Source organism: Mesorhizobium sp. M1409, assembly GCF_040317535.1.
Classification (GTDB): Bacteria; Pseudomonadota; Alphaproteobacteria; order Rhizobiales; family Rhizobiaceae; genus Mesorhizobium.
Map to the genome: position 1 here is coordinate 1 of NZ_JAMYKV010000039.1, position 17,556 is coordinate 17,556.

At 61.2% G+C, this 17,556-nt stretch carries 14 protein-coding genes, 1 tRNA gene and 1 pseudogene; 4 read left to right on the top strand and 12 right to left on the bottom strand.

Annotated features, from left to right (window positions below; translation table 11 throughout):
* Nucleotides 1-149 precede the first annotated feature (149 nt).
* Together NKG99_RS25155 and NKG99_RS25160 are read right to left on the bottom strand one after the other, a co-directional pair.
* On the bottom strand, nucleotides 150-2,234 hold the full coding sequence (locus tag NKG99_RS25155) for an ABC transporter substrate-binding protein (RefSeq protein WP_352871518.1): 2,085 nt from the start codon (nucleotides 2,232-2,234) through the stop codon (nucleotides 150-152).
* 118 nt (nucleotides 2,235-2,352) lie between these two features.
* Nucleotides 2,353-3,819 carry an alpha-glucosidase/alpha-galactosidase gene (locus tag NKG99_RS25160; RefSeq protein WP_352871519.1) on the bottom strand — a complete coding sequence of 489 codons (1,467 nt, stop codon included), beginning with the start codon at nucleotides 3,817-3,819 and terminating at the stop codon, nucleotides 2,353-2,355.
* A 75-nt stretch (nucleotides 3,820-3,894) separates the two neighbouring features.
* Here NKG99_RS25160 and NKG99_RS25165 point away from each other — a divergent pair, with 75 nt between their 5' ends.
* Nucleotides 3,895-4,941, top strand: a complete 1,047-nt coding sequence (locus tag NKG99_RS25165) for an AraC family transcriptional regulator (protein WP_352871521.1) — start codon at nucleotides 3,895-3,897, stop codon at nucleotides 4,939-4,941.
* 27 nt (nucleotides 4,942-4,968) lie between these two features.
* Here NKG99_RS25165 and NKG99_RS25170 read toward each other — a convergent pair whose 3' ends face one another.
* From NKG99_RS25170 to NKG99_RS25190, 5 genes are all read right to left on the bottom strand, one after another.
* Nucleotides 4,969-6,996, bottom strand: a complete 2,028-nt coding sequence (locus tag NKG99_RS25170) for an aldo/keto reductase (RefSeq protein WP_352871523.1) — start codon at nucleotides 6,994-6,996, stop codon at nucleotides 4,969-4,971.
* Nucleotides 6,997-7,031: 35 nt separating this feature from the next.
* Nucleotides 7,032-8,111 carry an ABC transporter ATP-binding protein gene (locus NKG99_RS25175; protein WP_352871524.1) on the bottom strand — a complete coding sequence of 360 codons (1,080 nt, stop codon included), beginning with the start codon at nucleotides 8,109-8,111 and terminating at the stop codon, nucleotides 7,032-7,034.
* An 8-nt stretch (nucleotides 8,112-8,119) separates the two neighbouring features.
* Nucleotides 8,120-8,956 (bottom strand): carbohydrate ABC transporter permease, encoded by an 837-nt coding sequence (locus tag NKG99_RS25180; RefSeq protein ID WP_352871525.1) that lies wholly within the window; start codon nucleotides 8,954-8,956, stop codon nucleotides 8,120-8,122.
* The gene (locus NKG99_RS25185; RefSeq protein WP_352871527.1) at nucleotides 8,953-9,813 is read right to left on the bottom strand and encodes a carbohydrate ABC transporter permease; all 861 of its coding nucleotides are present in this window, start codon (nucleotides 9,811-9,813) and stop codon (nucleotides 8,953-8,955) included. Before NKG99_RS25185 ends, NKG99_RS25180 begins: the two co-directional genes overlap by 4 nt.
* Before the next feature lie 109 nt (nucleotides 9,814-9,922).
* Nucleotides 9,923-11,194 carry an ABC transporter substrate-binding protein gene (locus NKG99_RS25190; protein ID WP_352871529.1) on the bottom strand — a complete coding sequence of 424 codons (1,272 nt, stop codon included), beginning with the start codon at nucleotides 11,192-11,194 and terminating at the stop codon, nucleotides 9,923-9,925.
* A gap of 106 nt (nucleotides 11,195-11,300) precedes the next feature.
* Between NKG99_RS25190 and NKG99_RS25195 the strand changes: the two genes are divergently transcribed.
* From NKG99_RS25195 to NKG99_RS25205, 3 genes are all read left to right on the top strand, one after another.
* Nucleotides 11,301-12,173 (top strand): helix-turn-helix domain-containing protein, encoded by an 873-nt coding sequence (locus tag NKG99_RS25195; protein ID WP_352871530.1) that lies wholly within the window; start codon nucleotides 11,301-11,303, stop codon nucleotides 12,171-12,173.
* A gap of 321 nt (nucleotides 12,174-12,494) precedes the next feature.
* Nucleotides 12,495-12,570 (top strand) — tRNA-Phe (locus tag NKG99_RS25200).
* 511 nt (nucleotides 12,571-13,081) lie between these two features.
* A complete protein-coding gene (locus NKG99_RS25205) occupies nucleotides 13,082-13,567 on the top strand; it encodes a hypothetical protein (protein ID WP_352871532.1) in 486 nt (161 codons plus the stop codon).
* A 164-nt stretch (nucleotides 13,568-13,731) separates the two neighbouring features.
* Here the strand turns inward: NKG99_RS25205 and NKG99_RS25210 are convergent, their stop codons facing one another.
* The 5 genes and pseudogenes from NKG99_RS25210 to NKG99_RS25230 all read right to left on the bottom strand — a co-directional run.
* Nucleotides 13,732-14,946, bottom strand: coding sequence for an NAD-dependent formate dehydrogenase (locus NKG99_RS25210; RefSeq protein WP_352871533.1), 1,215 nt, complete (start codon nucleotides 14,944-14,946; stop codon nucleotides 13,732-13,734).
* 746 nt (nucleotides 14,947-15,692) lie between these two features.
* Nucleotides 15,693-16,613, bottom strand: a complete 921-nt coding sequence (locus tag NKG99_RS25215) for a complex I NDUFA9 subunit family protein (RefSeq protein WP_352871535.1) — start codon at nucleotides 16,611-16,613, stop codon at nucleotides 15,693-15,695.
* A gap of 166 nt (nucleotides 16,614-16,779) precedes the next feature.
* Nucleotides 16,780-17,007: an antibiotic biosynthesis monooxygenase family protein gene (locus tag NKG99_RS25220; protein WP_352871537.1), complete on the bottom strand. Its 228-nt coding sequence runs from the start codon at nucleotides 17,005-17,007 to the stop codon at nucleotides 16,780-16,782.
* An 8-nt stretch (nucleotides 17,008-17,015) separates the two neighbouring features.
* Nucleotides 17,016-17,405, bottom strand: coding sequence for a 4a-hydroxytetrahydrobiopterin dehydratase (locus NKG99_RS25225; RefSeq protein WP_352871539.1), 390 nt, complete (start codon nucleotides 17,403-17,405; stop codon nucleotides 17,016-17,018).
* A gap of 52 nt (nucleotides 17,406-17,457) precedes the next feature.
* A pseudogene (locus NKG99_RS25230) lies at nucleotides 17,458-17,529 on the bottom strand (hypothetical protein); the annotation flags it as partial.
* Nucleotides 17,530-17,556 lie beyond the last annotated feature (27 nt).

Here is a 17,556-nt window from a genome sequence, read left to right on the forward strand (position 1 = left end):
TCCCCCCCTTTGGGGGGTTCCTCTTACACCAAAACTGGGCGGGCGGTTTTTTGGCCCCCCCCCCCGCGGTTGGGGGGGGGGGGGTGTTTTTTTTTGGGGGGCCCCCCCCCGGGGCGCGGCCCGAATTCTCTCGGTCAGGGGAGGTAAACCTAATTCATCGGACCTTTTTCTCCGGGCTTGCCAGGCAGCTCCTCGGGGAACAACTCGTATTTCGCCTGCTTGTCGGCCGCGACAAAGACCCGTTCGCGGATGATCGAATCCTCGGCCCAGTTGAACATGAAGATCGGCGTACCCTGCGGTATGTTCGAGAAACGCTTGTTGACGATCAGCGCGCCGGGATATTCCGTCAGACCGACATTGTAGACGTGTTCTGTCGAGATCTTCTGAAACTGTTTCATCAGGCTGGCGCGTTGGTCATTGTCCTGCGTAGAGATGAACTTGTTGACGATGTCGACGAGGTCCTTTTCGAAGGGCATCAGATCGACCTCGCCGTTCTCCGGCGCGCGATGGTCCCAGCTGGTGCGTGGACCAATCGGGACAAGCTGCACGGTGTTCTGCACCACCGACGTCAGTTCCTGTTCGTTGCGTCGGACCAGCCAGTCGAAGCGGCCGGAATATTGGGAAGCGTCGCGCTGGGTGCCGTTGAGGCCGTTGAGCACGATCCGCAGCCCAAGCTTTTCCATTTGGGCGACGACGCCTTCGGCAAGGCTCTTGTCTGTCGTGTAGTCGTTGTTGACCAGCATCACGATCTCGACATTCTTGCCGCCGGCGGTGCCGGAAGGGAAGTTCACGAAACCGTCGCCATCCGTATCCTTGAGGCCGGCCTTGGCGAATTCGGCCTTGGCGCCCTCGAGGTCGAAGGGGTAGTAGACGGTCGAATCGCGGTCATAGAAGCTGGTGCCCGACGACAGGCCGCCCGGATAGATGGCGGTGAACGGCCCCTTGACCAGCGAGTCGCCGAGCGCCTTGCGGTCGAGCGCCATGGTGACGGCCTTACGGAAATCATCGTTGCGATTCAGCTCGCGGATCGCCTGGCCGCGCTCGTCCGGGTTGCCCCAGCCATTGGCGGAAAAATTCATGCGTAGATTGTAGCCGATGAGCCGGGGGCCGAAAGCGAGACGGGCCGGCGCGTTCGCCTCCGCCGCACGCTTCAGCGACGCGACGAAGTTTTCCGGCTGCTCCAGATTGGAGAAGTCGGCCGAGCCGGCGACCGCCTGGACGTCGCGATCGGCCCAGGTCGACAGCTTGTACTGCAGCTCGTTGAGGTAAGGCAGCTGGTTGCCCTTCTCGTCAACCTTCCAATAGTAGGGGTTGCGGCGCATGACGATGATGTCGTCAGGCCGGTATTCGACCGGCACCCAGGCGCCCATCACCGGCAGGTTCATATATTCCGGCGGGAAAGCGTTCTTGAACTGGTCGTAGGTGTTCTTCGAATATTTCGGATGCCGCGGCTTCAGGATATGCGCGGGCCCGGGACAGAAGGTGCCATAGGCCATCGCATAGAGATATTGTTTCGGGAACGCATCCTTGAAGGTCCACTCGACGGTATAGTCGTCGATCTTCTTCAGCGTCGTGCCGACGCCGAAGGTTTCCGGCGTCGCACCGTTCAGCGGCGAGACGTTCGGGTCAACGACCTCGTCGTCCCAGTAAAACATGACATCGTCGGCGTTGAAGGCAACGCCATCAGACCATTTTGCACCCTCGACCAGGTGCATCGTCAGCTTGTGGCCGTCCTTCGACCAGTCCCAGCTCCTGGCCAGGTTCGGCAGCGGCTCGGTGTCCTTCGCCTCGACCTGGAACAGGGGCGCGGTGCGCGTCAGGCATTCGGAAAGGCCGATATCGATGCCGCCCCACCCTTGCGTCTGGCCCGCACCGTAGTTCCAGCCTTCCGGCCGTCCGCCGATGACATGGCGCATCGTATCGCCATAGACGCCGATGCCATCCTGCATGTTGCCCGTCTTGAAGACCAGCGGCTCTTTCGGAAGCCTGTCTTTCACCGGCGGCAGCTTGCCGGCCTTGACGTATTTCTCGGTGACCCAATCGGGCTCGTGATATTCGGGGAGTGCCTTGAACTCCAGAATGGAGTCACGCGCCACATAGTTGATCTTGCCCTCGGCGGGGAACGGTGTCGGCGCCGGCGGAACCGTCGGTTCGCTAGCGTATGCGTTGAGTGCCGAGACCGAGACGCTCAGCGCCAGTCCGGCAGCAAGGCCGATATTGCGTAAATTCCTCACTGTCTCTCTCCCTCTTGTTTATTCGGAGCAGTTTTACCTGCTCCGCTTCTCCTCGAACTCAAACGGCTTCATGGCAGTGGATCCGCCTCCCTTGGATCCACCATCACCGCATGTGGTTTCAGCCGGCTTGCGCCAGCGCGGCTTTTTCGGCGCGCAATTCCTCGATCGAGCGAACGCTGCGCCGTGCGGCGCCCGCCCACTCGCGGGTCTTCACCGCCGAAGTCGACAGCCGCTCCCTGGCGGCCGGGACCGCATGGGCGTATTGCGGCAGCCAGGCCGCCTGGGCGACGACCATTTCGTCGACCATTTGCCAGACCTCCTCCGGCGTCGAAACCGCGCCGACCAGCGGGTCGTGCAGCACGGCGAGCTTCAACAGATCGATGTCGCCTGCTATCGCCGCATGCACCGACATGCGCTGGACATTGATCGAGGCGATACAGGTGGCGGCGCAGGCTTCCGGCAACGTGATGCCAGCGGCCATGTTGATGCCGAAACGGTCGACGAAACCGGGCGACTCGACGATGGCATCCTGCGGCAGGTTGGTGATCACGCCATTATTTTTGACGTTGAAGTGGCCGCGATAGACGCGGTTGGTCTCCAGCGCCTCCAGTATGTGGCTGGCATGCTCGTTAGAGCGCTTCTCCTGGTCGATCGGCTTCGACGCCGCTTCGAGGAACCGCGGATATTCCGTTTCGAACCAGTTGCGGGTTTCCGTCGAATAGCGGAGATAACCGCCTGTCTCGCCGTGGATCCAGTCGGACATGTCAATCCAGCGCGTGATCTCGTCGGGACGTTTGCGGTACCAGGGCAGATATTCGGAAAGATGGCCGTTGCTTTCGGTCGAATAGACGCCGAAGCGCTTCAGGACGTCGATGCGCAGCTTCTCCTGCCGCGAATAGACCGGATGCGCCTCGAAGGCGGCCACCAGTTCGTGCTTGCCGATGGGACGGCCGTTCAGGCGCAGGTCGATGAACCAGGTCTGGTGGTTGATGCCGGAACAGACATAGTCGAGCTCCTGCGTGGACTTCGCGCCCAGGACCTCGGCGATCTGCTCGGCGCCGTGCTGAACGCCGTGGCAGAGCCCGACGGTGTCGACCTTGCCGTATTCGATCGCCGCCCAGGTGTTCATCGCCATCGGGTTGGCGTAGTTCAGGAATTTGACGTTCGTCTCGGCGACCTCGCGGATGTCCTTGCAGAAATCCAGGATCACCGGGATGTTGCGCTGGCCATAGAGAATGCCGCCGGCGCAGATCGTGTCGCCGACGCACTGGTCGATGCCGTATTTCAGGGGAATGCGGATATCGTCGGCGTAGGCTTCGAGGCCTCCGACCCGCACGCAGTTGATGACGTAGCGTGCGCCATCGAGCGCCTCGCGGCGGTCGGTGGTCGCCGTCACCTTGGTCGGCAATTTGTTTGCCTCGACGATCCTGTCCAGGATCGCCTTGATCATCTGAAGATTGTGCTCGCTGACGTCGGTCAGCGCGAATTCGATGTCCTTGAATTCGGGCACGCACAGGATGTCTGTGAACAATTTCTTGGTGAAGCCGACGCTGCCCGCACCGATGATAGCGATTTTGAAACTCATCAGCCGCACCTCATTCCATTCGAATTGCAGGCAAGGAATGACAATGGGAAGTTGTAGCCACATGCCGTGACATGTATGCGCGACAAGCCGGAATCCGGCTCACCAACCTCCCTGTCCGCTCCTCGACCGCGGATCTCTCTCGCTTTTCGACGGGGATTATGCGCTTATTCGCGAGCGCGACCAGAGAAGGATTATGCTTTCGAGGGTAATTTTGTGCTGCACGATTTGATAGCCAACGGACAATCCATGCGCACGATCTCGCTGCCGCGCGGTCGCCAGCGCCTGCATGCCATGCCGACGAGCACGGGCTATGAGGTGCGCGAGGACGAGATCTACGATTGGGACGGCCGCAAGCGCGGCCAGACACCGTTCACCGTGCTCCAGCACACGATCAGCGGAGCTGGCCGGCTGCGCTATGAGAACCGCAACTACCGGCTGCAGAAGAACGACACATTGCTGGTGCTGGTGCCGCACAACCACCGCTACTGGCTGGCTGAGGACGAGCGCTGGGAGTATTTCTGGATTTCGATGAACGGCGAGGAAGCGCTGCGCATCCACAAGTCGATCCTTAGCGTCTCTGGTCCTGTATTTCGGCTGCAGCCGGCGACGATCGATCATCTTGCCGATTGCAGCCTGCGCCTGATCAAAGGGGCTGCTTCGCCGGGTGCTGCTTCGGCGATAGCCTACGAGGCTGCGATGGCACTCTATGACGATGTCTTCGGCTCCCACGCCTTTGCCGAAAAACAGAGCGTCATGCAGCCCGTCATCGATCACATCAATGCCAATCTCGACAGGCCGCTGCCGGTGGCGGATCTGGTCCAGATCAGCGGCCTCAGCCGGGCCCATTTCTCACGCTGTTTCGCCGAGAGCGAAGGCCTGCCGCCCGCCGAGTTCGTGCTGCAGCAGCGCCTGCAACGGGCGGCGAAGCTGCTGACAAAGGCGGACTTCCTGCCGGTGAAGGAAGTCGCCATCCTGTGCGGCTTCGAGGACGCGAACTATTTTTCGAAGGTTTTCCGTCGCTGCTACGGCATTACGCCAAGCCAATTCCGCACCACCGGCATGTACGCGAGCATGAGAACCCCGGCCAGGCGCGGCGTCAGGGCCTCCGATGACGGGACCTGACACCGCCGCCGTTAGACAGGCAGCAAACTAGGCAGCGCGCAGACCGCCGCCATCCAGCCACTCGAGATCGGCCCGCGAAAGCGTGATGTCGAGGGCGCGCAGGCTGTCGTCCAACTCGTCCAGCGTGCGCGGCCCGATCAGCGGAATGGATGGGAAAGGCTGAGCGAGCACATAGGCGAGCGCAACATGGATCGGGCTCTTGCCAAGTCTCTCGGCGAGTTCGATCGCGCGGTCGCGGCGGCCGAAATTCCGCTCCGAGTACCACACCCGCACCAGTTCCTCGTTGTCTTGCTTGTCGCGCCCGGCGCGATCGGTGAAGAAGCCGCGCCCTTGGCTCGACCAGGCGAAATTCGGCATCTGCCTAGATGTCAGCCAGGCCTTCCACGCATCCGTGGAGGACGTGACGCAGCCAGCCCAGATCGGCTCCAACATTTCGGCCAGCGAGAAATTGTTGGACAGCGCGCCCGGCTTCTGCTTGCCGGTGTGCTCGGCATAGGCAATGGCCTCATCCATGCGTTCCATCGTCCAGTTCGAGCCGCCGAACGGGCCGCGGATGCGACCTGCCTTCACCTCGCGATCCATCGCATCGACGAATTCGCCGACCGGCACATCCGGATTGTCGCGGTGCATGAAGTAGACATCGACATGATCGGTCTGCAGCCGGTCGAGCGACTGGTCGAGCTGCTTGCCGATCACATCGGGATAGCAGAGCGGTGAATGCGCGCCCTTTGCGATGACCACCGATTGCGCGCGCACGCCGCGGTTTTTCAACCACTCGCCAAGCAGCTTCTCCGTATAGCCGGCGCCGTAGACATAGCCCGTATCGAATAGATTGCCGCCAGCCTCGAAAAACGCGTCGAGCAGGATCGAGCCCGAGGAAAACGTGCGGAAATCCTCGAAGCCGAGCGCCACCACCGATGCCGGCTTCGACAGGCCGGGGATCGTGCGCTTGGCGATCGCCGTTCCGCCGGACCGCAAAGGCCGGCCGGAGATGGTGTTGATACGTTGTTGGGCCTTCTCGATCCCGTATTCGAGGCCGGCCGCCGCCCGCCATCTGTCCAGCACACGCAACGTGCCGAGGCTTTCCGCCCATGCCATGCCCGGCCAGGCGAATTCCTGCCGTCCGGCGCGGATGGCCTCACCGGCTGCGTCGACCTCGAAGGAATAGACATGGCGCTTCTCGTTGACGCTGATGGTCTCGCGCGTGCCATCGGATGCAATGACGTCGATCTGGCCAAGGCCGACGTCGCGGTTGCCGCCGGCGAACCAGAAGTCCGGCACTTCGATGCGGCCTTTGGTGCCGAGGATGCGCAGAACATTGTCCTGGTTGAGCGAGATGCTGCAGGAGACTTCGGCGACAATGCCACCCGAGAAATGCAGCAGCGCCGAGGCCCATTCGTCGACGCCGGACTGGCCAAGATGGGCGGTGCCGACCACTTTATCCGGCTCGGCGAAGGGCTTTCCGGCTGCGGCGCCGGCAATCAGCCGCACCATCGAGACGGGATAGCCGCCGACGTCAAGAATGCCGCCGCCGGCGAGATCGTTGGCATAGAGCCGGTGCTCCGGCATGAAGCGCGGCATGGCGAAACCGAAGCTCGACTTGATCATCCTGACGTCGCCGATGACGCCCGATCTGATCAGTTCCACCAGCTTCAGCGTCTGCGGATGCAGCCGGTACATGAAGGCCTCGCCGAGAAACGTGCCGGCCTTGCGCGCGGCATGCATCATGGCGTCGGCCTCGAAGGCGGTCAGCGCCAGCGGCTTTTCGCACAGCACATGCTTTCCGGCCTCGGCCGCCTTGATCGCCCATTGCGCATGGCCGGGATGCGGGATGGAAATGTAGACCGCGTCGACGTCGGGATCGGCGAGCAGTGCGTCGTAGCCGTCGAGGATGCGGGCGCCGGGGAAACTCTCGGCAAGGCCAGGCTTGGCGGGATTGCGGGCACCGATGGCGACCAGCTTTCCGGTGCGCGAATCGGCCACGCCACCGGCAAAGGACTGGGCGATGCTGCCCGGCCCGAGGATGCCCCAGCGAATGGGCGTGGTTGCGGTCATTGTCATTCTCCTTGAAGGCTGGAAAGGGCGGCCGGTCAGCGCAGCCGCAGTCCTTTTTCATCGAACAGGTAGGATTTGCGGATGGAAACGGTGATCTCGGGCGTATCGGGGACCTTTGCCGCGTCGCGCTGGATCACCACGTCTTCACCATTGGCCGTTCTGGTGTAGAGAAAGCTCGTGCCGCCGAGATGCTCAATCACGTCGATGCCGACGACGAGGTCGGCGCCACCTTCTCCCGCACTGCCGAAATGTTCGGGCCGCACGCCGACGATGACCTTGCTCCCCACTTCGGGCGTAGCGCCTGTCAGCGGCTGGATGAAACGGGTCTTCTCCTGACCCGCCAGTTCGACGATCACGCCACGCGCATCGTGCCCGACAATATGGGCCTTGATGAAGTTCATCTTCGGCGAGCCGACAAAGCCCGCCACGAACTGGTTGTCGGGATTGTCGTAGAGATCGAGCGGCCGGCCGATCTGCTCGATATGGCCGGCGCGCATCACGACGATCCTGTCGGCGAGCGTCATCGCCTCGGTCTGGTCGTGCGTGACATAGATCATGGTGGCGCCGAGTTCCTTGTGCAGCCGAGAGATCTCGACCCGCATCTGGACGCGCAGTTCGGCGTCGAGATTGGAGAGCGGCTCATCGAACAGGAAGACCTGCGGCTCGCGCACGATGGCGCGACCTATGGCGACGCGCTGGCGCTGGCCGCCGGAAAGTTTCTTCGGCCGCCTGTCCATCAATTCGCTGATGCGCAGGATCTCGGCCGCCCGCTTCACCCGCCGGTCGGTGTCGGCCTTCGGGTTGCCGGTCATGCGCAGCCCGAAAGAGAGGTTCTGTTCGACGCTCATATGCGGATAGAGCGCATAGGACTGGAACACCATGGCGATGCCGCGGTCGGCCGGCTCGACATCGTTCACCACCTTGCCGCCGATGGCGATCTCGCCGCCGCTGATGTCCTCGAGCCCGGCGATCATCCTGAGCAGCGTGGACTTGCCGCAGCCGGAGGGGCCGACGAAGACGACGAATTCGCCGTCCTTGATGTCGATGCTGGCGCCATGGACGACCTCGAAGACGCCGAAGCGCTTGACGACATTGTTGAGCGTGACCGTTGCCATTCTGCCCCTTATTTGACCGCGCCGGCGGCGATGCCGGCGATGAAATGGCGCTGCAGCAGCACGAAGACGACGAGCATCGGCACCGTCAGCATGACCGCGCCCGCCATGATGCCGCCCCACGACACCTTGGTGAGGCCGATCAGCGTGCCGAGCGCCACCGGCGCCGTCATCGAACCGGGCTGGCTGTTGATCAAAAGCGGCCACAGATAATTGTTCCAGGAGGCGAGGAACAAGATGATGGCGAGCGCCGCCAGCATCGGCCGTGCCAGGGGCAGCGCGACGAAAAGGAAGATGCGCCATTCCTTCACGCCTTCGACGCGCGCCGCGTCGAAGAGGTCGTCCGGCATCATCGAAAAACTCTGCCGCATGAACAGCACGCCGAGCGAATTGAACAGCGGCGGCACGATCAGCGCCACCCAGGTGTTGGCAAGCTTGAAGTCGCGCGCCACCATGATGAATTGCGGGATCAGCACCACCGCATAGGGAAGCGTGATGGTGCCGAGGATGATGGCGACGACCGCGCCCTTGCCGAAGAACTGGTAGCGGGCCAGCGCCCAGCCGGCCATCGACGTCAGCAGCACCGACAGGGATGTGTAGGTCACCGCCACCGACACCGAAATGCCGATGGCGCCGACGAAGTTGGTGTCGCGCTGCAGATTGTTGAAATTGTCGATGAAATTGCCGTGCGGCAAAAGCTCGATGCCGGGGCTGAAGATGCCGTTGTCCGGCATGGTCGAGAAGACAACCATCATCCACAGCGGAAACAGCCAGATCAGTGCCAGCGGCGTCAGGAACAGATGCAGCGCGATGCTGCGTCCCAGCCTGGCGGAGGAACGCGAACTCATTTCGGTTCCCTCGTCAGCCACAGCTGCGCCAGCGTGATGGCGATCGCCAGGCCGGCCATGGTGTAGGCAACGGCCGATGCGTAGCCGAAATTGAGCGACCGGAAACCCTGGCGATAGAGCAGCAGGCCAAGCGTCTCCGTGCCGCCGCCCGGTCCGCCGCGCTCGGTGATCAGGAACGGCTCAGTGAACAGCTGCATGGTGCCGATGATCGACAGCACGAGGCAGAACACGATGACCGGCTTGAGTAGCGGCAGAGTGATGTAGAAGAACTGCTTGAGCTTGCTGACGCGGTCGAGCGTCGCCGCCTCGTAAACATCTTCGGGAATGGACTGCATGCCGGCGAGCAGGATGATGGCGTTGTAACCGGCCCAGCGCCAGGTCACCGCGATCATGATCAGCGCCATCGCCGGGGTGACGTTGGAAAACCAGTCGATCTTGGGCAAGCCGACGCTGTTCAGGAGCTTGTTGATGATGCCGAAATCGAGGTTGAACATCAGCCGGAACACCGCCGAATAGGCGACCTCGCCGACCACCACCGGGGCGAAGAAGGCAAAGCGGTAAAGGCCGCGCGCCTTCAGGAGCGGCGAGTTCAACAGCACCGCCATGACGAGCGCCAGCGAAATCATCACCGGCACCTGGATGACCAGGATGAGCAGCGTGTTCTTCAGCGCGTTGAAGAACGCCGGATCGCCGATCAATCGCCCCCAGTTGAAGCCTGGCGCGAACCGCCACGGCACGGTGCGCGTCGCCTGGAAGGAGATCATGAAGGAGCTGATGATCGGCCACACCCAGAAGACCGCAAAGATCAGCAGATAGGGCGCGAGGAAGCGATACGCCGTTGCATTCTGGTAGCGCATTTGTTGCCTCCTTTCCGCGTTCAAGGGTGGCGCGCCCTGCTGAAGCGCGGGGCGCGTTCGGCAATGGTCGCGGGCAGCGTCATGCCGCCCCGCGACCATCACGTCCAGATCAAGATTTGACGGGCAATCCGGTCGCCGCGGCGATCTGGCTTGCGGCGTCGTCGAGCGCTGCCTTGGCGTCGGGGTAGCCTCCGGCCAGATATTTGGTCTGCACGGCACGGACGATGATTTCGGCGTCGCTCTGGAACGGGGTGCCGCGGCTCGGAACGACCTTGGGCAAGGTGCCGAGAATGTCCTTCCACACGGCCTGGCCACCCCAGTAGGGCAGGCCTTCCGAGACATAGGGGTCGTTGAGCGCCGACACCAGCGAAGGCACCAGGCCAAACTCCTTGAGCATGGTGATTTGGCCTTCGTTCGTCTCCAGCGTGTATTTCAGATAGGCGTAGGCGGCTTCCTTGTTTTTCGACGCCGAAGTGATGGCCAACGACGACCCGCCGAGATTGGCGGCGCGCGGCCCGTCGGCGGTGAGGCTCGGCATCAGATAGACGCCCCATTTGCCGTTTTCACCGGCCGATTCGGTGCGAATGGTGCCCTCGTACCAGCCGCCATAAATCTGGGTGGCGACGGTGCCGGCCGTGTTGTTGGTGATCTTGGTGCCCCAGTCGGCCGACGAGATGATGCCGGCGTCCTTCATCTCCTTGATCTTGGTCATGGCATCGACGCATTTGGGCTGGTTGACCGTGATCGACTGCCCGTCGGCGGAGAAATAGGCGCAGCCCTGTTCGTTGGAGATCATGCGGAAGAATTCGCTATCGCCGTTGAAATCGGCGTTGGTCATGGTGACGCCCGGATTGGCGGCCTGGATCTTCTTGCCGGCGGCGATGAAATCATCCCAGGTCTTGATCGACGCCGGATCGACCCCGGCCTTTTCGTAGAAGTCGCGGCGATAGAAGGCGGCGACCGGGCCTGAATCCCACGGCATCGCATAGGCCTTCTCGCCGACTTCGAGTTCGGTGCGCTTGAAGTCGGGGAATTTCGCCTGATCCTCGGCTGTGTAGCCCAGCGTATGCAGGTCGACGAAGCAGTCGGGGAACTGGCTCCAGTAATTTTCGGCCTCGCCATTCTCGATCGAGACGATGTCGGGCAAGCCTACGCCTCCGGCGGCACAGCCGGCGATCGACTTGTCGTAGGTCGGCTGGTTGCCGAGATCCTGGACCGTGACCTTGACGTCGGGAAATTGCTTGTTGAAGCCGGCAATCGTCGCCTTCAGCGATGAAGCCGCGACATTCCAGCTCCAGATGGTGATTTCGCCGGACTGCGCATAGGCCGGGGCAGAGCCCAGGGCAAGCACGAGCGCGGCGCAGGTCATTGTGATGCGCATAGAAATCCTCCCATTCCATTTGCTCTCTCACTGTGAGCACGGCTAGACTATGCACTGGGCAGGGCCTGTCGCCGTCAAAGGGAATATGAAATTGGCGGAAAGTAAGATGCCGGAACGGCCGTTTTATCAGCCTGGCGCCAGCAGCGTGGAAGGCCTGCCGCTGGCCTTGCAGATGTTTCACAACCATCCGCTGGTGATGCTCAAGCCGCATTGGCACGCCCAGGTCGAGGTCAATTTCATCGTGCGCGGCAGCGTGCATTACCGCATGAACGAACATGAGATCGCACTGTCGGCGGGCGACATGTGCCTGTTCTGGGGCGGCCTGCCGCACCAGATGGACGATCTCTCGGACGACGCTATCTATGCCGGCGCGCATCTGCCGCTGGTGCATTTCTTTCGCTTGCATTTGCCGACGGATGTCCGCCATCGGCTGATGACGGGCGCCACGCTGGTGACGGGCGCGACCGATCCGGCGGACCACCACAATTTCGAGCGCTGGAACCGCTACTTCCGCTCGGGCGATCCGGCCATGATCGAGCATGCCGTGAACGAGTTGCTGCTGCGGCTGGAGCGGGTGCGGTTCGAGCCTTATCGGCTGGTGCCCGGAACCGCGCCCGGGCAGGAAACGGGCAGCCCCTTCGACCAGCAATCGTCGCGCAATGTCGGGCGCATGTGCGATTTCATCGCCGAGAACTTCCTCTACGAGATCGATTGCGTGAATATCGCCGCCGCCGCCGACATCCATCCCAAATACGCCATGAACCTGTTCAAGAAGTCGACCGGCATGACGCTCAATGAATATGTCAACCTTTTGCGGCTGAGCTATGCGCAAGCGCTTTTGATGCATCAGGACGCCAATGTGCTGCGCGTCGCCATGGACTCTGGCTTCGGCTCGCTCAGCGCCTTCAACAAGTCGTTTCGCAAGCTGGCCGGCATGTCGCCGTCGGATTTTCGCAGAGGCGTGACGGGCGCCAGATAGGCAACGACGACCTGTGGCGCACCTGGTGCCGCGAAAGCATTGGCGCCACGATCGCCGGCTAAAAGACGTGTCATGGCATTTCAGCCCGCAATAGCGACGCGGACAAGGGTGACGAAGGCCGGATCGTGCGATGCTGTGCGCCATTCCGGCCATGGAAGCGGCACGGAAACCGGGGCCCTGCATGGCATCGCTTTTCCTGTCTGAAATCGCCATCTAGGCGCTGGACAGGCCGAATTCCCGTGCTATAACCCACGCGCTTTCAAGGGGCGCTCCTGGCGCCTTGATGAGATCCGGTCAACGAGTTGTCGTTCGCCGGAACAGGCCCAGATAGCTCAGTTGGTAGAGCAGCGGACTGAAAATCCGCGTGTCGGTGGTTCGAATCCGCCTCTGGGCACCAAATATTTCTTAATAAATTCAATTGATTATACGTTGCCGAGCTAGTTAATCCGCCTTTACTATCATTGTCTCCTATGCCTTTATACCGTTTCCATACCGTCGAGAAGTCGATTCAGCCATAGCTACGACGGTCAACAAAGTTGGCTGCATAGCGCCGCGGAGACGTCTTTCGGGCCGTCGGCGAGACGTGGATCGACCCACATGCCTTCCCTCCGTAACGTCCCGAGGCCCCAGCGATTTGCAACCGCCGCAAGCGGAAGTGCCATCCCGGAGGCACGCGGTGACCCTTCCCTAGGCATCGACCTCAGTGGCCTCTCTCAAGGGCCTGAGCTAAATGCCGTGCGCCTATGACGCCATGGGCGGCTGCAACATTCGACGTCATATTTCTCCCCGCTAGCAGGCGGGGGCTGTTGATCCGAGGCACCGCGATCCTGACGCAGCCGACATCGGATCTGAAACACATGGGGTCGGGCCGCCCCCGGTAGTCGGCGCAATGCTTCGACAGTTTGCCAATGTTCCGCGAGATCCTTGCAGCTATCGGCGTCCCAGGAAAGATCTCCTGTCGATCACAGCCGAGGCCCTGCCTGCTCCTCGTCAGGATCATGCCACGGCACAATGAGATAGTTTTAGAGATCGTCCGGCGACGGCAGGCTTCCTCGCCGCCTGTCACGCTCAATGAACTGCACGAAATGGCAAAGCTCCTGGCGCTGCCTTTGCTCGACGGTCTCGATCTGCCGCAGCTTGACGCCTATCAGGCCTGGCTCACGGCCGAGCGCGAGGAGGCGCTGCAGCTCCGTCTCAGTGTGCTGGAGCGCATTACCCTCCACCCCGAGACCAGCGACCGCGACGCAGTCAAATGGCTGCGCCAGTGGCAACGCGCGGGCCCAACCTCGCAACAGGCTGCCGGCATCCTGGTTCCAACACTCAGGCGGCTCGGCCTTTGCCTTTGGTCGTCCTCAACTTCGAAAGGCGCAGCGACGTGTCAGTGGCCAGCTTGATGATGTTGTCGAACCGGCCAGCATCATCGTCCAATTTTTCTTGAGTTCGGCCTTGGTCTTTTCGTCAACCTTGGCAGCAGGACCAATGTTGATCTGCCTGTTGATCTGCCCCCCACGTCACCCTTGTCTTCTTCCCGTCCGAGTCGAGCGTAGCGGAAGTCGATCTAGCTCGGATCACTCCTGGCCTTGAAGCGTGCTGCCTCTTCCGAACCGCGGGTGGCGTCGCCGGCGCTGTAGGAATGCGCGCCAGCGCCGGCGAGCTTGCCGCCATCGACGATCAGATATTCCTCACGGATCGGCCGGCCTTCGAACCAGCATTCGAGAATTTCGCGGGTGCCCGCGGCGTAGCGCGCCTGGGCGGAGAGCGACGATCCTGAAATGTGCGGCGTCATGCCGTGATGCGGCATCGATCGCCACGGATGATCCTTGGGAGCCGGCTGCGGGAACCAGACGTCGCCGGCATAGCCAGCGAGTTGGCCACTCTCCAGCGCGCGGGCGATGGCGTCACGATTGCAGATCTTGCCGCGCGCCGTGTTTACCAGATAGGCGCCGCGTTTCATCCTGGCGATCATCGTCTCGTCAAAGAGGTTTTCCGTCTCCGGATGGAGAGGCGCATTGATCGTCACCACGTCGCAGACGCCGACCATGGATGCGGGGTCCTTGTGGAAGGTGACGCCAAGCTCTTTCTCGACCGCCTCAGGCAGGCGGTGGCGATCGGTGTAGTGCAACTTGACGTCGAACGGCTTCAGCCGGCGCAACACCGCGCTGCCGATCCGGCCGGCACCGACGGTTCCGATCTGCATTCCCTCGATATCGTAGGAGCGTGCGACGCAGTCGGCGATATTCCAGCCGCCTTTCACGACCCACTGGTAGGACGGGATGTAGTTGCGCACGAGCCCCAGGATCATCATGACCACATGCTCGGACACGCTGATCGAATTGCAGTAGGTCACCTCGGCGACCGTGATGCCGCGGTCCATGGCGGCCTGAAGATCGACATGATCGGATCCGATGCCGGCGGTGATCGCAAGCTTCAGTCTGCTTGCCTTGGCTATTCGTTCTTCAGTCAGATATGCCGGCCAGAACGGCTGCGAGATCACGATTTCGGCGTCAGCGAGCTCGCGTTCAAAAATGCTGTCGGGACCGTCTTTGTCCGAGGTCACTACCAGGCTGTGGCCCGTGCTTTCGAGAAATTTCCTCAGGCTGAGTTCGCCCGACACGCTACCGAGCAAGACCCCTGGTTCAAAGTCGATGGCCTTCGGCGTGGGAAGTGTCTGGCCGCCGGGATAGCTGTCGAGCTCTGGCAGGCCGTCCCGCGCATATTTTGTCGGATAACCGTCGACCGGATCGTCATAGAGGACGCAAACGACCTTTGCCATTGTGTATCTCCCTTCGTCTGACAACGAAGAGGAAAACGCTCTGTTGTTAGCGCTGCCGGCCAACGATGGTCAGCATCGCGATGCTCTGTTGAATTGCTGGTGGGGAGCAGACTCATCTGCCGGCGCTTCCTCATTCGGAAAGTTGTGCGCTATTGCGTATTACATGGAAGACCCGGGCATGGTTTCAAGTGCTGCGGGCGGCAGTGGTGCAGCGTTCAATTTCCCTTGTTTCAGACCGCGCGCACGGCCTGCTGACAACAAATGCTTGATGCGGACACTTCAGAATTGCCGAGGTCGGGCACCGTGCATCACTGACAGGCTCCTACTTCGCAGGCCTCAAAGGCTTCTGCATCCCCCCAAAGATTGCAAACAACCTGTTAGTCAGCGCTTATAAAGCAGAGGAATCTCGGATCGTTTGCCGCTCAGACGGTATTGCCGGGCCAGTTCGCAACGCTCACCAGCCAGCGCTACAAGGCTAGCCTTTCCACAATGCGGGCCGTTTGTTGCCTTTTTACAGAAGATACGAAAACGCCGCTCGACCGGAAGGGAGCGGCGTTTACCAAGTGTGGTGTCCTACCCTAGACGAGGTCGTGCGCCTTGAGCAGACGATAAACCGAAGCCTCATCGACGCTCGCCGCCGCCGGTATCGGCGTCATGAAGTTCGAGCGGGAATACTTCACCATGCCCTCGACCTTGCCCTTGTCGTTCCCCTTGGCGGGAGCGCACTAGCCGAAGAAGCTCTTTGATCAGTGATCCCATAATATCTCCTGGAGCATTTCCTCGACCGAGTACGGCGAAATTCCAAGTTCTCCAAATCCCGGTATCTCCGGCGATGACACGGTGTCGACCTGCATCAGTTCCACTTGATTCCGAGTGACGGGCGGGCTCGGGAGCATTTCGGCGAACCAAGCCAGCGCGTGCCAAGCGGCAAATGGGATTGGAATCAGTTTGGGCCTAAGACCGACTTCGTGCGCAACGGCTCTGAGAAATTCCTTGTATGAGTAGACGCGAGGACCGCCGCACTCATACGTGATCGCATGCGTTTCCGTCCCCTGCAGCACTCTTGCGGTCGCCTCTGCCACATCGCCCACATAGGCCGGCTGCAATCTCGTCAGGCCGCGACCGAACATTGGATAGATTGGAAGCCGGCGGAGAAGTTTGAGGATAATGGTGAGAAACGCGTCATCCGGTCCGAACATCACCGCCGGGCGGATGATAGTGGCGTCAGCAAACGCTGCACGCACCACCAGTTCGCCTTCGCCGCGCTTGCGGATGTAGAGCGACGGCGAGGCAACATCGGAGCCGATTCCTGAAACGTGAGCGAGCCGTTCGACGCCAGCTCGTTGTGCTTGAGCTGCAACCCGCCGGGCTGACTCGACATGCACGGAATGAAAGGTCTCCTGTCCCTGTTCGACATAAAGACTGACCGCATTTACAACACCGTAGGAACCGGCAAGTGCATCGGCGATCGCCCGCTCATCGTGGATATCGGCTTCGACCGCTTGAAGTTGCGGATCGTCAGAACCAAACAGCTTCTTGGCCCGTTCCGGATGTCTTGATGCAATCCGAACGAAAAACTCACCATCGCGGAGATGCCGAACAACGCGGCGGCCGAGAAACCCGGTTCCACCGAACACGGTGACGACGCGATGGTTCATGGCAGCCATGGCTTAGACTCTGTCAGCTCATGTCGGCCGTCTCGACCCGGCGATTCAGGTCATGTGGGCGGCACGCCTACTGACCACTATCTATCACTTGGGCTACCTCGTACAGATTGGGATCGATCTCGTCCGTCAACTGATCGAAATGACCCCACTCCTTGCGGAATTCCGGCTACTGATGAGCCGATCGCAGCAGATCGCGATTCTGCCATTGGACGTAGTTGACGATGCGCCGCCCGTCGAGGCTGCGATGCAGGCTGATTGAGATGAAGCCAGGCTGGCGCGCCATAAAGCGCGCTCGCTCGGTCATGACGGACAATGCCTCGGCCTGCTTGTCCGGTTCAGAATCGACAATGGTGATTTGGGTGACGCGCTGATTGTCGGTTCGGATGTGTGGCATAAACGACCTCACTTGATTGGCAATGGATTTGCCGTGTCACCGCCGGCGGTCGAGGGGCCCGAGCGATCGAGCACCCAATCGATCTTGCTCGCCATGATGAAATCGTTCTCGTGCAGTCCTTTTATCTTCTTGGTGCTCAGGGAAACCGTCACATAACCCCAGCCGAAGCTGATGTCGGGGTGATGGCCTTCGGTTTCGGCGAGCTCACCGATCTCCTGAACAAGGGCGAGCGCGTCCCGGAAATTGCGGCATCGAAAGCTCCGCTGGATGCGGTGGGCATCGTCACCCAGCTCCCAATCTGGAGCCTGTGCCTGGAAACGTTGGGCTTCATCACGCGTGAGCGGCGGGACGCCGCCGCGACAAGGCGTACATGTTTTCTCGGCAAGAGTGTCGGTCATGTTCTTGTCTCCAAGACCATTTTTTAGCAGCAGAAACGACAGCGACGAGCGCCTATCGATCGATCTCCCCGAACACGATGTCGAGCGAACCGATGATCGTCGAGATATCGGCTTGCATGTGCCCGTGTCGCTGGCCTTCCGTCGTCCTGGC